Consider the following 16,967-nt stretch of genomic DNA (forward strand, 5'->3'; position numbering starts at 1 on the left):
AGCGAGAATGGCGCAATGCCACAACTGCGCCTCGCGTTGGCCCAGGTCAACCCCACTGTCGGGGACCTCGCCGGAAACGCCGACCAGACCGTCGAGTGGACGCGCAAGGCCGTCGAGGCCGGCGCGCACGTGGTGGTCTTTCCCGAGATGTCGCTGACCGGCTACCCGGTCGAGGACCTGTCACTGCGCAAGACCTTCGCCGAGGCGTCCCGCGCCAAGGTGGACGAGGTGGCCAGGCGGCTCGACGACGCGGGCTGCGGGGAGGTGCTCACCTACGTCGGCTACCTCGATCTGGACGACGCCGGGCCGCGGGACGCCGCGGCCGCGTTGTACCGGGGCGAAGTGGTGGCCAGGCAGTTCAAGCACCACCTGCCCAACTACGGCGTGTTCGATGAGCACCGCTACTTCAAGCCCGGCACCACGCTCGACGTGGTCCGGCTGCACGGCATCGACATCGGCATGGTGATCTGCGAGGACATCTGGCAGGACGGCGGGCCGATCGCCGCGCTCGGCAAGGCCGGGGTGGACCTGGTGGTGGCGCCGAACGCCTCGCCGTACGAGCGGTCCAAGGACGACATCCGGCTGCCGCTGATCGCGCGCCGCGCGGCCGAGGCCGGCGCGCCGCTGGTCTACACGAACCAGGTCGGCGGCCAGGACGACCTGGTCTTCGACGGCGACTCGATCGTGGTCGCCGCGGACGGCAGGCTGCTGGCGCGGGCGCCGCAGTTCACCGAGCACCTGCTCGTGCTGGACATGGACATCGACGCGGGCGGGCACGCTGCCGACGGCGAGCTGGCCGGGCTGCACGTCAACCGGCGGGTGCTCTCCGCCGAACCGCTGCCCGCCTACGAACCGCTCGCCGAGCCGCCGGTCAGCGAACCGCTCTCGGAGGAGGCGGAGGTGTGGTCGGCGCTCGTTGTCGGCCTGCGTGACTACGTGCAGAAGAACGGCTTCCGCTCGGTCACCTTCGGCTTCTCCGGCGGGATCGACTCGGCCGTGGTGGCCGCGCTGGCCGCCGACGCGCTCGGCGGCGACGCGGTGCACGGCGTCTCGATGCCGTCGAAGTACTCCTCGGAGCACTCGCGCTCCGACGCGGCCGAGCTGGCTCGCCGGATCGGCGCGCACTTCCGCGTCGAACCGGTCGAGGACATGGTCAAGACCTACGTCGACCAGCTCAAGCTCACCGGGCTCGCGGAGGAGAACATCCAGGCGCGCACCCGCGGCATGCTGCTGATGGCACTGTCCAACTTGGACGGTCACCTGGTGCTGGCCACCGGCAACAAGACCGAGTTGGCGGTGGGCTACTCGACCATCTACGGCGACGCGGTCGGCGGCTTCGCGCCGATCAAGGACGTGTTCAAGACGCACGTGTGGCAGCTGGCCCGCTGGCGCAACGCCGAAGCCGAGAAGCGCGGGGAGACCCCGCCCATCCCGGAGAACTCGATCAGCAAGCCGCCGTCCGCCGAGCTGCGCCCCGACCAGCTCGACTCGGACTCCCTGCCGGACTACGCGCTGCTCGACGACATCCTGGACGACTACGTGGAGGGCGATCGCGGCTTCGCCGACCTGCTCGCCGCCGGGTTCGACCCCGAGGTGATCGACCGCGTGGTCCGCATGGTCGACAAGGCCGAGTACAAGCGCCGCCAGTACCCGCCGGGCACGAAGATCACCTTCAAGGCCTTCGGCCGCGACCGCCGCCTGCCGATCACCAACTCCTGGCGCGAGGTCCACTGAGTTCGGCCAGCAGCAGGGCCTCGGCCTCGCAGGCGCGCGCGAAGTCGCCGAGGTGCAGGTTCTCGTCGGCGCCGTGGGCGTGGCAGGCCGGGTCGCCGCCGGCGCTGGTGATCAGGATCGCCGCGTCGGGAAAGGCCGACGCGAACGCGGCGACGAACGGGATCGAGCCACCGCCGCCGATCTCCACCACCTCGGTGCCGTACGCCTTGGCGTAGGCGCGGCGGGCCGCGTCCAGGCAGGCGGCGCCCGAGTACGGCTCGGCGACCTCGCCCTCGTCGACGTGCACGCGCACGCCCCAAGGCGCGTGCGTTCGCAGGTGCCGGGCGAGCGCCGCGCGGGCGCGCACGGCGTTGTCGCCGGGTGCCAGGCGCAGGCTCACCTTCGCGCGGGCCACCGGCTGCAGCGTGTTCGACGCCCCGTCGACCGGTGGGGCGTCGATCGCCAGCACGCTCGCCGATGGCCGTGCCCAGATCCGTTCGGAGAGCGGGCCGGTGCCCAGCAACGGCACGCCGTCGAGCAGCCCGGCCTCCACGCGGAACCGGTCCTCGGGATAGTCGACCGCGGGTGCCTTGCCGCCGATCAGGCCCGCGACCGCGACGTCCCCCGAGTCGTCGTGCAACGTCGCGAGCAGGCGGCACAACGCGGTCAGCGCGTCCGGTGCCGCGCCGCCGTAGCTCCCGGAGTGCGCGCCTCGTTCCATCGTCCGGACCTCCACCACGCACGCCGCGAGCCCGCGCAGCGAAGTCGTGAACGCGGGCACACCGACGTCGAAGTTCTCGGCGTCGGCCAGCACGATCACGTCGGCCGCGAGCCGGTCGCGGTACCGCTCGATGAACGCCGCGAGCGTCGGCGAGCCGATTTCCTCCTCGCCCTCGACCAGCACCGTCACGCCGACCGGTGGCTTGCCGTCGAACGCGCGCAGTGCGGCGAGGTGCGCCGCGATCGCCGACTTGTCGTCCGCCGAACCCCTGCCGTACAAACGATCCCCACGCCGAACCGGTGCGAAGGGCGGGCTCGACCAGCCGCTCCCGGCCGGTTGCACGTCGTGGTGCGCGTAGAGCAGTACGGTCGGCTTGCCCGGTGGCGCCGGATATCTCGCCAGCACCGCCGGCGCGCCGACCTCGTCGAGGAGGTCCACCTCGGGTGCGCCGGTCGAGCGGAACAACCGCGCGGTCAGTTCGGCCGATCGGCGTACGGCGGCGGTATCACCGCTCACTGAAGGAATGCGGATCAGCGCTTCGAGATCGGACAACGCGTTCAAAGGGAGCTTCCTTTCCGTTGGTCGCGCCACGCCGGGACCAGCGCGGCGAAGAGCAGTGCGGCCGTCGCCGCGAAGGCCACCGGGTAGCCGGTCCCGCCGACGACCAGGCCGAACCCCACCGCACCGGCGCCGAGGCCACCGTCGTATGCGATGTTCCACAGCACGCTGACCCGCCCGAACGCCGATTCCGGCACCCGGTCGAACATCACCGCCAGCGTCACGTTCTGCGCCATGCCGAAGCCGACGCCGAACACCGCCATGCCCGCGATCACCGCGACCGGACTGCCGAGCACCGCCGTCGCGGCGGTCCCGGCCGCGGCGACGAGCACCGACGGGATCAGCAACCGCCCCGAGCCGTACCGGTCGCCGAACCGCCCGGCCGCCCAGCGCGCGATCGGTGTCACGGCCGACTGGACCAGCAGCGCCACCGCGGCTACCGAGCGCGTTTCGGCTGGAACGGCCAGCGGCAGGAAGGTCACAAAGCCCCGGCGGCGAAGGTGGTCGCGCCGAAGATCAGCGTCGGCCGCAGCAGTCCGGACGGTCCGGCACCGGACCGCGAAGGCTCCAGTGCCCGCCGCGGCGGTAGCCCGAGCACAGCGGGCAACGTCACCAGCGGCAGCAGCGCACCCGCGGCGAACAGCGGTCCGTAACCGATCTCCGCGCTCAGCCACACGCCCAGCGGCAGCGCCGCGATCGGCGGCACGCCGACCGCGATCCCGTACAGCCCCAGCGCTTCGCCACGGCGTTCCGGCGCGGCGAGTTCGGCGACCAGCGCGACCGCCACCACCACGACGATGCCGAGCCCGGCACCGCGGGCCAGCGCCACCGCCAGCACCAGCGGCATCGCGGGGGACAGGGCCAGCGCGAAGGCGGGCGCGCCGAGCAGGACCACACCGAGCGCCAGCACCGCGCGGTACCCGAACCGGGCGGACAGGCGCGGGACCGCGGGTTCGATCGCGACGGTGGCCAGCATCAGCGCGCCGGTGGACAAGCCCGCGCTGAGCACCCCGGACGCCGACGCGTACAGCGGGACCACGGAAAGCAGCAGGTAGAAGCCGCAGAACGCGCCGAACGCGAGTACCAGCAGCAGGACCATCGGCCGGGTCAGCAGCCGTGACCGGAGATCTTCGGTGAGCACCGCACGAGCGTCCGCCGGGACGGGCACCCCGGGCATCGGGCGGATGCCCTATCCACCCGCCCTATTTCCGCGTGCTGTGGAAGTGTGGCGGGTATGCGCACGGGACTGCCGAGCCCGGTACTCGCCGGGCGGGACACCGAGTTCGCGCTGCTCGCGGACGCCTTCGCCGACATCGGCGCCAGCTCGGCCACCGTGCTGGTCGGCGGGGAGGCCGGGATCGGCAAGTCCCGCCTGATCAGCGAATTCGCCGCCGCGCAACAGGCCAGGGTGCTGGTCGGCGGCTGCCTGGAACTCGGTGAGAACGGCCTGCCGTTCGCACCGTTCACCGCGGTCCTGCGGGCGATCGGGCCCGAGGAGATCCGCGAGCTTTCACCGGGTGGCACGGGCGAACTCGGCCGATTGCTCCCGTCACTCGGCACGCCGGACCGGGACGGCGACGAGCTGGCGCGGGCACGGCTGTTCGAGCAGATCCTCGCGGTGTTCCAGGGACTGGCGGAACGGCAGCCGTTGGTGCTCGCCGTCGAGGACCTGCACTGGGCGGACCGGTCGAGCCGCGACCTGCTGCGGTTCCTGGTGCGCAGCCAACCCGCGATCCCCGGGCTCCTCCTGCTGATCAGCTACCGCAGCGACCAGCTGGATCCCGCGGCGCGCTCGCTGCTCGCGGAACTCGCGCGGCTGGACTGGGTGCGGCGACTGGAGCTGGCGCGGCTGCCGAAGAACGCGGTCACCGTGCAGTTGCGCGGCCTGCTCGGGCACGAACCCGAACCCGGTCTCAGCGAACGGATCTTCCGCAAGAGCGAAGGGAATCCGCTGTTCGTCGAGGCGCTGCTGGGCTGTGCGGGCCAACCGGGACCGTCGCTGCCGCAGTCCATCCGGGATCTCCTGCGCGCGCCGCTGGAACGGCTCGAACCACGGAGTCAGGAGGTTGTGCGCGCGGCGGCGGCCGGTGGGAGCCGGGTCGGCCACCGGCTGCTGGCCGTGGTGACCGAGCTGGACGACGCCGCGTTGTCCGACGCCGTCCGTCCGGCCGTCGCGGCGAATCTCCTGATAGCCGACGAAGACGAGTACGCGTTCCGGCACGCTTTGATCCGCGAAGTCGTCTACGAGGACCTGCTGCCGGGTGAACGCGCGATGCTGCACACGCGCTATGGCGAGGTGCTCGACAAGGACGCGTCGCTGGTCGCGCGGCCTGAAGTGGAACTGGCGCGACATTGGTACGCCGTGCGGAAACAGCATCCGGAACGGGCGCTGGCAGCGTCGTGGGCCGCGGCGTCGACGGCCGGGAAGTCACTCGCGTATGCCGAGCGATCGCTGTTCCTGTCGCGTGTGCTCGAACTCGGCGCGGACCCGTCCGCCGTGCTGGAGGACGCGATCGAGGCCGCCGTATCAGCCGGTGAGGGCGATCGTGCGATGACCCTGATCGAAGCCGCCGTCGAGGAGTTCGCCGGCGATCCGGCGCGGCTCGCTCGGGTCCTGCGGCATCGCGGCGAGCTGCGGTACGCGCTCGGCCTGCCCGGTGACCTGGACGATCTGCGGGAGGCGGCGCGGTTGATCCCGGCCGGGCACGCGGAACGCCGTCCGGCGTTGAACGCGCTGGCCGCGCGCCTGATGACGGTCCCGTGCGAGGACAAGGCACTGGTGGTCGCCGAGGAGGCGTTGCGAACGCCGGGTGATGTGCGGTCCGAACTGGTCGCGCGCATCAACTTGGCTTACCTGCGCGCGGATCTGCCCGACCTGGCCAGGGTGCTCGTCTCGGCCGAAGAGCTGGACGACCAGCGGATCGTCCTGCACACCCTGCGCTGCCAGGCGGACCTGCTGGTGGGGGCCGGGCAGTACCGGCGAGCGGCGGACGTGGCCCGCTGCGGACTTTCCGAGGCCGCGAAAGCCGGTCTGTCGAGGACGTCCGGACCCGCGCACGCCGGGAACCTCGCCGAAGCGCTGATCGCGCTGGGGGACTGGGACGAGGCGAACGAGATCCTCGAACACGCGCTGGAACTCGATCCGACACCGAGCCTGCGCGCGTATCTGCTGGTGTTGCGGGGAACCATCGGCCTCGCGCGCGGTGACCGGGCGCCCGCCGAAGAAGCCGTCGCCTACGCCGGTGAGGTGTTCACGCGCGGAACCGCCTACGCACAGGACCTGTTGCTGCTCGTCCAGCTCCAAGTCGAGCTGATGTTGGCGCAGGGCAAGGAAACCGAGGCGGGCGAGGCGGTCGCGCGGGCGCTAGCCGACGATTCGGTGACCAGCGCGCGATATCTCTGGCCAGTGGTCGCGACCGGTCCGTGGCCGGTCGGTGAACTGCCCGTCGATGGACCCGTGCAGCGCGCGCACCAGCTCACCCATTTCGCCGAATGCAGCGGAGAACGCGACGACTGGGCGCGCGCGGCCGACGCCTGGGCCGAGTTGCGCCAGCCGTACCGCGAGGCGCGGGCCGCACTGCGCGCGGGCGACCTGCGCCGGGCGCACGCACTCGCGGACGCACTGGGAGCGGGCGGAATGCTGGCCGAGATCGAACGACTGGCCAAGGCGACCAGGACCCGGCTCGACGAACCCGTGCACGAGCAGCGGTTCGGCCTCACTCCACGCGAACTGGAGGTGCTCCGCCTGCTCGCCGACGGCCGCACGAACCGGGAAATCGCCGGAGAGCTGTTCATCGCGGTGAAAACCGCGGGCGCGCACGTGTCCAGCATTCTCGGCAAGCTCGGTGTCACCGGCCGGGTCCAGGCGGCCACCGCCGCGCACCGGCTCGGCCTGCTCGGGTGAATGCGCCTTTCGTCGGGAGTTCACCGCCGGTACCTGTACCCGGTGACCGCGTTTCCGTAGCGTCCGTTGGGTTCCCCCACCACTGAAGCGGAACTCAACGGAGGCACAGCGTGTCGACCCTCAAGAGACGGAACTTCCTGCGCGCGGCGGTGCTCGGCGCGGGCGTCACGGCGTTCGGCAACACCTTCACCCCCTCGGCACTGGCCAACCCCGCCCAGAACGGACCCAGCCCGTACGGTCCGCTCCAGGCGGCGGACGCCAACGGCATCCAGCTCCCGGCCGGGTTCACCAGCCGGATCGTGGCCCGTTCCGGGCAGAAGGTCGCCGGGTACACCTGGCACGACGCGCCCGACGGTGGCGCGGTCTTCGCCGACGGCAGCGGCTGGATCTACGTGTCCAACTCCGAGGTCCTGCTCGGCGGCGGCGCCGGCGCGCTGAAGTTCGACGCGAGTGGCAACATCACCAGCGCGTACCGGGTGCTCTCGAACACCCGGCTGAACTGCGCCGGCGGTGCCACCCCGTGGAACACCTGGCTCTCCTGCGAGGAAATCGACCGCGGTTACGTGTTCGAATGCGACCCGTGGGGCGTCAAGGCCTCGGTCCGGCACCCGGCGATGGGCCAGTTCAAGCACGAAGCCGCCGCCGCGGACCCGGTGCGCAAGGCGATCTACCTGACCGAGGACGTCTCCGACGGCTGTTTCTACCGCTTCCTCCCGACCACCTGGGGCAATCTCTCCGCGGGCAAGCTGCAGGTGCTGCGGGCGGGGTCGGCCACCTCCGGCTCGTTCACCTGGGCCGACGTGCCCGATGTGGACGGTTCGCCGACCGCCACCCGCAACCAGGTCTCCGGCGCGAAGCGGTTCAACGGTGGCGAGGGCCTGCACTACGCGAACGACACCGCGTGGTTCACCACCAAGGGCGACAACCGGTTGTGGCAGCTGAACCTGGCGAACAACACCTACGAACTCGCCTACGACGATTCGCTGGTGAGTCCCGGCACCGCGCCGCTGACCGGAGTGGACAACGTGACCGGCACGGCCTCCGGTGACCTCTTCGTCGCCGAAGACGGTGGCAACATGGAGATCTGCGTGATCACGCCGAACGACGTGGTCGCGCCGTTCCTGCGGATCAACGGTCAGAGCAGCTCGGAGATCTGCGGCCCGGCGTTCACCCCGGCCGGGAACCGGCTGTACTTCTCGTCCCAGCGCGGTACCAGCGGGTCCAGCTCGGGCGGCATCACCTACGAGGTGACCGGCCCGTTCCGTGGCTGACGCACGAAAAAGCGGGGCCCCGGCGACGGGACCCCGCTTTTTCGTGTGCCTCAGTCCTTCTTGCGGCGGAGCAGGCTCCGCACCTTCTTCAGCGCCTGCTCGGCGTCGGAGTCGAACGGGTTGTCGTGCACCAGGTACGTCCACGTCGAGGTGGCCCGCCGCACCCCGGACGCCGCGAGATCGATGCCGTTCTCGGTGATCTCGGCTTCCTCCAGCGAGGCGATCGAGCGCTGCTCGGTCTCCGGAATGATCTTGTGGAACTCCGGGATCGCCGCGCGGTGGAACTCGTCGAGCGGGGTCTCCCGCGCCAGCGCGCGCAGGTGGATGCTCTCCCGCACGTCGGTCAGGAAGGCCAGGTGGTCCGACCAGAGCTGGTCGATGTGGAACAACGCGATGTCGCGGCAGATCTGCTCCACCTTCTCCTCGTCGTCCACCGCCTCGGACAGCTCCTTGAACTTCTCCGGCGCGCCCTTCTCCAGCTGCTCCTTCGCCAGGTCGGTCCGCAGCAGCTTGTCGCGGTGGGCGAGCAGCTCGGTCCGCTGCCGCTCGATCAGCCGCGTGTAGCGCCAGGTGTTGCGGTGGATCTCCAGGTCGACGCCCTCGGCCACGCGCTGGGCGTGCTTGATCTGCCGGTGCGCGGCGATGTCGGTGATCTCGCCGGTCTCGGAGTCGGAGTCGATGCCCTCGGGAATGTCCGGCGCGTTCTGCAACACCAGATCGTCGTTGAGGCTGGCGAAGAAGATCGAGCTGCCCGGGTCGCCCTGGCGGCCGGCGCGGCCGCGCAGCTGGTCGTCGAGCCTGCTGCTCGGGTAGCGCGCGGTGCCGATCACGTGCAGCCCGCCCAGCTCGGCCACCCGCTCCCGGTCCTTGCCGTCCTTGCCGCCGAGCCGGATGTCGGTACCACGGCCGGCCATCTGCGTGGACACGGTGACCGCGCCGTACCGGCCGGCGTCCGCGATGATCTCGGCCTCTTCGGCGTCGTTCCGCGCGTTCAGCACCACGGATTCGAGGCCGACCTTCGCCAGCTTCTCGGCCAGCTCCTCGGACTCGGCCACGTCCTGCGTGCCGACCAGGATCGGCTGCCCGGTCTCGTGCACGCGGGCGATCTCCTCCTCGATCGCACGCAGCTTCTGCGACGGCGAGGCGAAGATGCGGTCCTTGGCGTCCTCGCGGATGTTCTCCGTGTTCGGCGGGATGACCGCCACTTCGAGCTTGTAGAACTCACGCAGCTGCTCGGCCACCGCGACCGCGGTACCGGTCATGCCCGCGACCTGCGGGTAGCGCGCCATCAGCGCCTGCACGGTGATCGAGTCGAGGATCTCGCCGCGGTCCGACGGCGGCACCTGCTCCTTGGCCTCGACCGCGGCCTGGAGCCCGTCCGGCCAGCGCTGCAGTTCCGCGACGCGGCCGCGCGAGGCGTTGATCAGCTGGACCTTGCCGTCGCGCACCAGGTAGTCGACGTCGCGTTCGAGCAGCGCGTGCGCGTGCAGCGCGACGTTCACCGCGGCGAGCTTGTCCTGCCCGTCGCCGGACTCGCTGTACAGGTCGATGCCGCCGAGCGACTTCTCCACCACCGACGAACCCGCGGTGGTCAGCCAGGCGTTGCGGCCGTCCTTGTCGGTCTCGTAGTGCAGCCCGAGGCGCAGCCGCCGGACCACGTTGGCGACCTCCTCGTCGGCCTGCCCCGCGTCCACCGAACCGGCCATCACCAGCGGCACCCTGGCCTCGTCGACCAGCACCGAGTCGGCCTCGTCGATGATCGCCACCTCGGGCTCCGGCTGGACCAGCTCGTCGGCGCGGGTGACCAGGCGGTCGCGCAGCATGTCGAAGCCGATCTCGCTGACCGCGCCGTAGGTGACCTCGGCGTGATAGGCCTCGCGGCGCTCCTCGCGGGTCCGCGACGGCTCCACCCAGCCGACCGACACGCCCAGCAGGTCGAAGATGGGTTTCATCCATTCGGCGTCACGACGGGCCAGGTAGTCGTTGACCGTGACCACGTGCACGCGCTTGCCCTGCAGCGCGTACCCCGCCGCGGCGAGCGCGCCGGCCAGCGTTTTGCCCTCACCGGTGGCCATCTGCACGACGTGCCCGGTGAGCAGGCCCAGCGTGCCGAGCACCTGGACGTCGAAGGCGCGTTCGTCGAGTGCGCGCCTGGCCGCCTCACGACCCAGCGCACCCAGCTCGACCAGCTGGTCGTCGCCCCACTTCTCCACTTCGCGCAGCTTGGCCGCGGTCTCGGTCAGCTCCTCGTCGGAGAGTTTCTCGATCTCCGGTTCCCGCTTCTCGACCGCGGGCAGGAGCGCCTCGTACCGGGTCAGTTCCACGCTGGCCGGACGCTGGATGATCCTGCGCAACCGTTTGCCGACCCGGCTCATCAACGCTGCCACCCGTGCTCTCCTCTGTCCGTCTCGCGCCCAGCGGGCGGTGTTCGCTTGCCCAACGCGGTCCTACCGCGTCCGAGTTCCGCGCTTCGGTACTGGCACCATCGTCGAGGTGCGCCGACTCGAACGCTACCGGTCCCGACTGGGCCTTGTCCTCGTCCTAACGTCGCTACCGGTCGTCATGGCCGCGTGCTCCACCGCTGAGGAAACACCGGGGCCGGTGACCGAAACGAAAGGACCGGCGGGTCCGGTTCCCGCCGGTCTCGAAAAGTTCTACGCGCAGCCCCTGAGCTGGGGCGAATGTGCACCCTACGCGACAACGTCGAGCACCAAGACGGCCTTTGGGGTGAAGGGTGCCGAATGCGCGCGGCTCACCGTGCCGCTGGACTATGCCAAACCGGACGCCGAGACGATCACCATCGGCGTGCTCCGGCACCGGTCGGACGGAAGTGGCGAGCGGATCGGCTCGCTGCTGTTCAACCCCGGCGGACCCGGTGCCTCCGGAATGGCCGCGGTGGCCGGGATGGCGGAGTCCTCGCCCGAGCTGACCTCCCGGTTCGACCTGGTGGGTTTCGACCCGCGCGGGGTCGGGGCGAGCCAGCCGCAGGTGCGCTGCCTGACCGACGCCGAGCGTGACGCCGAGCGCGCCGACGACGTCGAGGCCGACGGTTCACCGGAAGGCGTGACCAAGCAGGAGGCGGAGAACAAGACCTTCGCCGAGCGCTGCGCCGAGCGCACCGACCACCACGCCGCCATGCTCGCGAACGTCGGCACCAGGGACGTCGTCAGGGACATGGACGTGCTCAAGTCCGCGCTCGGCGACGCGAAGCTTTCCTACGTCGGTTATTCGTACGGCACGCGCATCGGCTCGACCTACGCGGAGACCTTCCCGCAGAACGTGCGTGCGATGGTGCTCGACGGCGCGCTCGACCCCGAGCAGGACTCGGTGGAATCGCTGGTCGCGCAGGGCGAGGGCTTCGGCAAGGCGTTCGACGAATTCGTGAAGTGGTGCGTGGCCGAGCAGGACTGCGCGCTCGGCCGCGACCCGGCGGGCGCGACGAAGGCGTACCAGGACCTGACCCGGCCGCTGATCGACAACAAGGCCGCGGTCGGCGACGGCCGCCTCCTCTCCTACGAGGACGCGACCACCGGAACCGTGCAGGCGCTCTACACCCAGCAACTGTGGGACACGTTGAACAGCGGGCTCAACGCGTTGAAGAGCGGAAACGGCGGCACGCTGATGAAGCTCGCCGACACCTACAACGAGCGCGGCTCGGACGGCCGGTATTCGACCACCCAGGACGCGTTCACCGCGATCCGCTGCGTGGACGACCCGCGCGTCACGGACAAGGCGAAGATCCTCGAGTCGCAGGAGCGGTACATGCAGGTCGCCCCGTTCCTCGACGACGGGCGTCCGGACGGCGCCGCCCTCGATTCGTGTGCTTTCTGGCCGTCACCGAACACCTCGGAACCGCACGCGCCGAACGTCGACGGTGTGCCGCCGGTGCTGGTGATCTCGACCACGAACGATCCGGCGACGCCGTACGAGGCAGGCGTCAACCTGGCGAAGGCGATGAAGGGCTCGCTGCTGACCTACGAGGGCACCCAGCACACCGTCTTCCTGCAGGGAGTCACGTGCGTCGACCGGGCGGGCGCGGACTACCTGATCGACGGAACCCTGCCCGCCGAAGGGACGCGCTGCGCCGGGAAGTGAATCGATCTACCCGCCGGATGGCACTCCGCCGGGTGATTTCGCGCGCTGCGGGGGGCCGGGGTTCGGTGGCACGATCTCGGCGTGCCCCCGTTCCGCTCGGTCATTGCTGTTGTGCTGCCCCTTGCCCTGGTCACCGCCGCGTGCTCGGCGGAGGAGCCGCCGAAGCCCCCGCCGCACACCGCGGTGGAGTCGGTGGCGCCTCCGACGCCGACCCCGCCGCCCGACCCGATGGCGAGCTTCTACGCGCAGAAGCTCACCTGGGGTGAATGCGCGCCGTACGCCACGGGTGAGGACAGCAGAGCCGCGTTCCGCGTTCCCGACCTCGAATGCGCGCGGCTCAGCGTGCCGCTCGACTACGCCCAGCCGGGTGGCGAGAAGATCAGCATCGGCGTCCTCCGGCACAAGGCGGCCGGGGAGCGGATCGGCTCGCTCGTGCTCAATCCCGGCGGACCGGGCGGCTCCGGCATGGTGGCCGCCGCCGGCATCGCCGCGCAGGCGGCCAAGGGCGAGGCGGGCAAGCGGTTCGACATCGTCGGCTTCGATCCGCGCGGGGTCGGCGCGAGCGAGCCGAGGATCCGCTGCCTGACCGACGCCGAACGCGACGCCGACCGCGCGGACGACGCCGAGACCGACGGTTCCCCGGAAGGCGTGACCAAGCAGGAGGACGAGGCCAGGCAGTTCGGCGCGAAGTGCGCCGAGCGCACCGAGCACGGCACCGCGATGCTCGCCAATCTCGGTACCCGCGACGTGGCCAAGGACCTCGACCTGCTGCGTGCTGCGCTCGGCGACCAGAAGCTGACCTATCTCGGTTATTCGTACGGCACGCAGATCGGCTACACCTACGCCGAGGCCTTCCCGGACAAGGTGCGCGCGATGGTGCTCGACGGCGCGGTCGACCCGGAACAGGACTCGCTCGACGGCAACCTCGCGCAGATCACCGGCTTCGGCAAGGCGTTCGGTGAATTCGCGAACTGGTGCGCGCGGCAGCAGGACTGCGCCCTCGGGCGCGATCCGGCCGGCGCCACGAAGGCGTTCCAGGACCTGACCCGCCCGCTGATCGAGAAGCCCGTCCCGGCGGGCGATCGCAAGCTCTCCTACGAGGACGCCGGTACCGCGGCCGTCCAGGCCATGTACTCGCAGCAGATGTGGAAGCAGTTCAACGCGGGACTGGCGGAGCTGAAGCAGCAGCGCGGCGACAAGCTGATCGCGCTCGCCGACCAGTACAACGAGCGCGGCGCGGACGGGACCTACGGCGCCATCCAGGACGCGTTCACCGCGATCAACTGCGTGGACAACCCGAAGATCACCGACAAGAACCGGATCGCCGAGTTCCTCAAGAAGGGCAACGAGGCCGCGCCCTTCCTCGACGACGGCAAACCGGACGGCGCGGCGCTGGACACCTGCGCGTTCTGGCCGGTGCCGAACACCTCGGAACCGCACACGCCGAAGGTCGACGGGGTGCCGCCGGTACTGGTCATTTCGACCACGAACGATCCGGCGACGCCGTACGAGGCGGGGGTCAACCTGGCGAAGGCGATGAAGGGCTCGCTGCTGACGTTCGAAGGAACCCAGCACACGGTGTTCCTCCAGGGCGTTCCGTGTGTCGACGACGCGGCAACGGACTACCTGATCAGCGGCACCCTGCCCCCGGCGAACACCCGTTGCCAGGAGCCGTGAGCGCCAGCTCGAGCATGATCGCGCCCTCGTTCGCCTGCCGCGGCGGCACCTGCAGCCACACCCGCGCCAGGTTCCTGGTCGCCGCTTGCTCCACCCAGAACTTCACGTCCACATCGGACTGGATCGACGGCACCACCGCGCTGATCACCGCCTTCGGCACCTGGCCGTCGATGCGGTAGGTCTCCACCTCGGCCAGCTTCTCCTTGGTCTCGGTCCGGAGCGCGGTGGCCCCGGCGAGCAGCCGCGGCAGGCCGCGCGAGTCGTCGAGCAGCGTCGCCGGGGTGAACGACGGCATCGCGGCGGCACGCGTCGCGCCCTGCGCGTCGGTCAGCGTGAACGCGTCGCCGCCGAGCTGGAACCGGTAGTCGACGCGGTCGTCGGCCTCCTGCACCGCGGCGCGCCCGGTCGCCGATCCGTGCGGCCCGCCAGACCGGCTCGCGTCGCCCTCCACGTCGAGCACGTCGAGGCCGTCGAGCATGCCGCTGATGCCGAACTTGAAGTGCACCGCCTCCAGCTCGCCGACCGCGGCGGCGGCTTCGCGCACCAGACCGGCGCCGTCGGGCAGCGGCCCGCTGGCGTCCGGGGAAGCGGCACAGCCGCCGAGCAGGCCGGTCACCATCAGCAGCCCGAGCAGGCGGCGGGAAAACATGGTGCCCACGTTAGCCGTCTCAGCCGCGTGCGAAGGTCCGCCGGTAGGTCAGCGGCGCCACCCCGATGGCGGCGTTGAGGTGCTGCCGGAGCGAGGCCGAGGTACCGAGCCCGGATTCCCGCGCGACGCGGTCGATCGGCAGCGCGGTGGTCTCCAGCAGGTGCCTGGCGTGCTTGACCCGCTCCTGGATCAGCCACGCCCGCGGTGACAGGCCGGTTTCCGCGCGGAACCGCCTGCTGAACGTCCGCACGCTCATCCGCGCGTGCTCGGCCAGCGCCGCCAGGTCCAGCGGTTCGGCGAGGCGGCCGAGTGCCCAGGCCCTGGTCGAGGCCGTGCTGCCGGCCCCTTCGTCGGTCACCGGTCGTTCGATGAACTGGGACTGCCCGCCTTCGCGGAACGGCGGCACCACGCAGTAGCGCGCCGCGGTGTTGGCCACCTCGCTGCCGTGGTCCGCACGCAGCACGTGCAGGCAGAGGTCGACTCCGGCGGCGAGCCCGGCCGAGGTCAGCACGTCGCCGTCGTCGACGAAGAGCACGTCCTCGTCCACGTCGATCGCCGGGTACAACTGGCGCAACTCGTCCGCGTAGGCCCAGTGGGTGGTGGCCCGCCTGCCGTCGAGCAACCCGGCCGCGCCGAGCACGAACGCGCCGGTGCAGATGGACATGATCCGCGTGCCCGGCCGGATCAGCGCGAGCGCCGCGGCGATGTCGTCCGGCAGCGTGCCCTCGCGACGGGGCCCGCGCACCTTGGTGCCGGGAATGATCACCGTGTCCGCCTCGGCCAGCACCTCCGGGCCGTGGTCGAGCACCGCGGTGTACCCGGCGCTGACCCGCACCGGCTGGTCGTCGATCCCGCACAACCGCACGTCGTAGAGCGGTTTCCCGGCGCGCTCGGCGGTCTTGAACAACTGGGTGGGGATCTGCATGTCGTACCCGACCACCTCGTCGATGGCGAGCACGGCGACGCGGTGCGGTCCGGCCATGGCCGGATTCTTTCACATATTGGCGCTCCGGCCACTAGTTAGCGCGGCGAAACTTCACGAAACTGATCGCGTGACCCAACTCCGCCAGCGGACCCACCGGCTGCACCGCGCCTGGGTGGTGGCCGCCGTAGCGTTCGTGACCCTGATCGGCGCGGCCGGCTTCCGGTCCGTCCCGAGTGTGCTGATCGACCCGCTGCACGCCGAGTTCGGCTGGGCGCGCGGCACGATCGGTGCCGCCGTCTCGATCAACCTCGTGCTGTTCGGCCTGATCTCCCCGTTCGCCGCCGCGCTGATGGACCGGCTCGGCATGCGCCGCGTGGTGGCCTGGGCGCTCACCCTGGTCGCCGCGGGCAGCGGGCTCACCATCTTCATGACCGCCTCGTGGCAGCTGCAACTGCTCTGGGGCGTGCTGGTCGGCGTCGGCACCGGCTCGATGTCGATGGCCTTCGTCGCCACCGTCACCGGCCGCTGGTTCGTGCACCGCCGCGGCCTGGTCAGCGGCATCCTCACCGCGGCGGGCGCCACCGGCCAGCTGATCTTCCTGCCGCTGGTGGCCGCGCTCGCCACCGAGTACGGCTGGCGCACCGCGTCCATCGTGGTCGCGCTGGCCGCGCTCGCGGTGGTCCCGCTGGTGGTGCTGTTCCTGCACGACCACCCCGCCAACGTCGGCACCACCGCCTACGGGGGTGAAGCCGAGGTCTCCGCCGCGCCGGTGACCGGCAGCAGCGCCGCCCGCGCGCTGCGCACCCTGCGCGACGCCGCGCGGACGAGGACGTTCTGGCTGCTCGCGGGTGGTTTCGCGATCTGCGGGGCGTCCACCAACGGCCTGGTCGGCACGCACTTCGTCACCGCCGCGCACGACCACGGCATGCCGCACACCACTGCGGCCTCGCTGCTCGCACTGGTCGGCATCTTCGACGTGGCGGGCACGATCCTGTCCGGCTGGCTCACCGATCGGGTGAATCCGCGGGTGCTGCTCGGCGCCTACTACACGCTGCGCGGGCTGTCGCTGATGATCCTGCCCTCGTTGTTCGCTCCCGGCGTGGAGCCGAGCATGTGGGTCTTCATCATCTTCTACGGCCTGGACTGGATCGCCACCGTGCCGCCGACCGTCGCGCTGTGCCGCGAGAAGTTCGGCGAGGCCGCGCCGATCGCGTTCGGCTGGGTGTTCGCGTCGCACCAGGTCGGCGCCGCTTTGGCGGCGTTCGCCGCCGGGCTGACGCGCGATCTGCAAGGCAGCTACGACCTGGCGTGGCTGGTCGCCGGCGGGCTGTGCGTGCTGGCCGCCGTGATGTCGATCGCCGTGCCTCGCCTCCGGGTGCCCTGAAACACGCCGTTAACACGATCCGCATAGGGTGCGGCCATGGATCGCCAGCAGGAGTTCGTGCTGCGCACGC

13 protein-coding genes (1 of these 13 only partly in view) are annotated in these 16,967 nt (G+C 70.9%); 7 read left to right on the forward strand and 6 right to left on the reverse strand.

Annotated elements, in window-relative coordinates:
* The first annotated feature begins 15 nt into the window (after nt 1-15).
* On the forward strand, nt 16-1,734 hold the full coding sequence (locus tag YIM_RS06515) for an NAD+ synthase (protein WP_153029473.1): 1,719 nt from the start codon (nt 16-18) through the stop codon (nt 1,732-1,734).
* Here YIM_RS06515 and YIM_RS06520 read toward each other — a convergent pair.
* Genes YIM_RS06520 through YIM_RS48955 form a run of 3 tightly spaced genes read right to left on the reverse strand, consistent with a single transcriptional unit; the run spans nt 1,706 to nt 4,169 of the window.
* Complete coding sequence (locus tag YIM_RS06520; RefSeq protein WP_228004581.1) at nt 1,706-2,995, reverse strand: M20/M25/M40 family metallo-hydrolase; 1,290 nt, start codon at nt 2,993-2,995, stop codon at nt 1,706-1,708. The two genes, YIM_RS06515 and YIM_RS06520, sit on opposite strands and share 29 nt — an antisense overlap.
* Nucleotides 2,992-3,474: an MFS transporter gene (locus YIM_RS48950; protein ID WP_228004582.1), complete on the reverse strand. Its 483-nt coding sequence runs from the start codon at nt 3,472-3,474 to the stop codon at nt 2,992-2,994. Before YIM_RS48950 ends, YIM_RS06520 begins: the two co-directional genes overlap by 4 nt.
* Entirely contained in the window at nt 3,471-4,169 is a 699-nt protein-coding gene (locus tag YIM_RS48955; RefSeq protein ID WP_228004583.1) for an MFS transporter, read from the reverse strand. Before YIM_RS48955 ends, YIM_RS48950 begins: the two co-directional genes overlap by 4 nt.
* A 57-nt stretch (nt 4,170-4,226) precedes the next feature.
* Between YIM_RS48955 and YIM_RS06530 the strand changes: the two genes are divergently transcribed.
* Entirely contained in the window at nt 4,227-6,896 is a 2,670-nt protein-coding gene (locus YIM_RS06530; protein WP_153029475.1) for an AAA family ATPase, read from the forward strand.
* Between the two features lie 110 nt (nt 6,897-7,006).
* Nucleotides 7,007-8,167 carry an alkaline phosphatase PhoX gene (locus tag YIM_RS06535; RefSeq protein ID WP_153029476.1) on the forward strand — a complete coding sequence of 387 codons (1,161 nt, stop codon included), beginning with the start codon at nt 7,007-7,009 and terminating at the stop codon, nt 8,165-8,167.
* Nucleotides 8,168-8,217: 50 nt separating this feature from the next.
* On the opposite strand, the gene secA2 is transcribed toward YIM_RS06535, so the two are convergent.
* Nucleotides 8,218-10,554, reverse strand: coding sequence for an accessory Sec system translocase SecA2 (gene secA2 / locus YIM_RS06540; RefSeq protein ID WP_153029477.1), 2,337 nt, complete (start codon nt 10,552-10,554; stop codon nt 8,218-8,220).
* 175 nt (nt 10,555-10,729) lie between these two features.
* On the opposite strand from secA2, the gene YIM_RS06545 reads away from it, so the two are divergent.
* Together YIM_RS06545 and YIM_RS06550 are read left to right on the forward strand one after the other, a co-directional pair.
* Nucleotides 10,730-12,262: an alpha/beta hydrolase gene (locus YIM_RS06545; RefSeq protein WP_194240060.1), complete on the forward strand. Its 1,533-nt coding sequence runs from the start codon at nt 10,730-10,732 to the stop codon at nt 12,260-12,262.
* Nucleotides 12,263-12,343: 81 nt separating this feature from the next.
* Nucleotides 12,344-13,939, forward strand: coding sequence for an alpha/beta hydrolase (locus tag YIM_RS06550; RefSeq protein ID WP_370468961.1), 1,596 nt, complete (start codon nt 12,344-12,346; stop codon nt 13,937-13,939).
* On the opposite strand, the gene YIM_RS06555 is transcribed toward YIM_RS06550, so the two are convergent.
* Together YIM_RS06555 and YIM_RS06560 are read right to left on the reverse strand one after the other, a co-directional pair.
* Nucleotides 13,893-14,588 (reverse strand): LppX_LprAFG lipoprotein, encoded by a 696-nt coding sequence (locus YIM_RS06555; protein WP_153029479.1) that lies wholly within the window; start codon nt 14,586-14,588, stop codon nt 13,893-13,895. The genes YIM_RS06550 and YIM_RS06555 overlap by 47 nt on opposite strands.
* Before the next feature lie 19 nt (nt 14,589-14,607).
* Complete coding sequence (locus tag YIM_RS06560; RefSeq protein ID WP_153029480.1) at nt 14,608-15,570, reverse strand: GlxA family transcriptional regulator; 963 nt, start codon at nt 15,568-15,570, stop codon at nt 14,608-14,610.
* Between YIM_RS06560 and YIM_RS06565 the strand changes: the two genes are divergently transcribed.
* Together YIM_RS06565 and glnA are read left to right on the forward strand one after the other, a co-directional pair.
* On the forward strand, nt 15,569-16,897 hold the full coding sequence (locus tag YIM_RS06565) for an MFS transporter (protein ID WP_153029481.1): 1,329 nt from the start codon (nt 15,569-15,571) through the stop codon (nt 16,895-16,897). The genes YIM_RS06560 and YIM_RS06565 overlap by 2 nt on opposite strands.
* Before the next feature lie 36 nt (nt 16,898-16,933).
* Nucleotides 16,934-16,967: the 5' portion of a type I glutamate--ammonia ligase gene (gene glnA, locus YIM_RS06570; RefSeq protein WP_153029482.1), read on the forward strand. Its footprint extends 1,310 nt past the window's final position; only the first 34 of its 1,344 coding nucleotides appear in the window; its start codon is at nt 16,934-16,936; the stop codon falls past the right edge of the window.

Source organism: Amycolatopsis sp. YIM 10 (assembly GCF_009429145.1).
Lineage (GTDB): Bacteria > Actinomycetota > Actinomycetes > Mycobacteriales > Pseudonocardiaceae > Amycolatopsis.

Bases quoted from the DNA above. Each gene is read 5' to 3' on its own strand.
- YIM_RS06555 (WP_153029479.1), bottom strand. From the start codon at position 14,588: ATGTTTTCCCGCCGCCTGCTCGGGCTGCTGATGGTGACCGGCCTGCTC.
- YIM_RS06565 (WP_153029481.1), top strand. From the start codon at position 15,569: ATGGCCGGATTCTTTCACATATTGGCGCTCCGGCCACTAGTTAGCGCG.
- YIM_RS06530 (WP_153029475.1), top strand. From the start codon at position 4,227: ATGCGCACGGGACTGCCGAGCCCGGTACTCGCCGGGCGGGACACCGAG.
- YIM_RS06515 (WP_153029473.1), top strand. From the start codon at position 16: ATGCCACAACTGCGCCTCGCGTTGGCCCAGGTCAACCCCACTGTCGGG.
- YIM_RS06545 (WP_194240060.1), top strand. From the start codon at position 10,730: ATGGCCGCGTGCTCCACCGCTGAGGAAACACCGGGGCCGGTGACCGAA.
- YIM_RS48955 (WP_228004583.1), bottom strand. From the start codon at position 4,169: ATGCCCGGGGTGCCCGTCCCGGCGGACGCTCGTGCGGTGCTCACCGAA.
- YIM_RS06560 (WP_153029480.1), bottom strand. From the start codon at position 15,570: ATGGCCGGACCGCACCGCGTCGCCGTGCTCGCCATCGACGAGGTGGTC.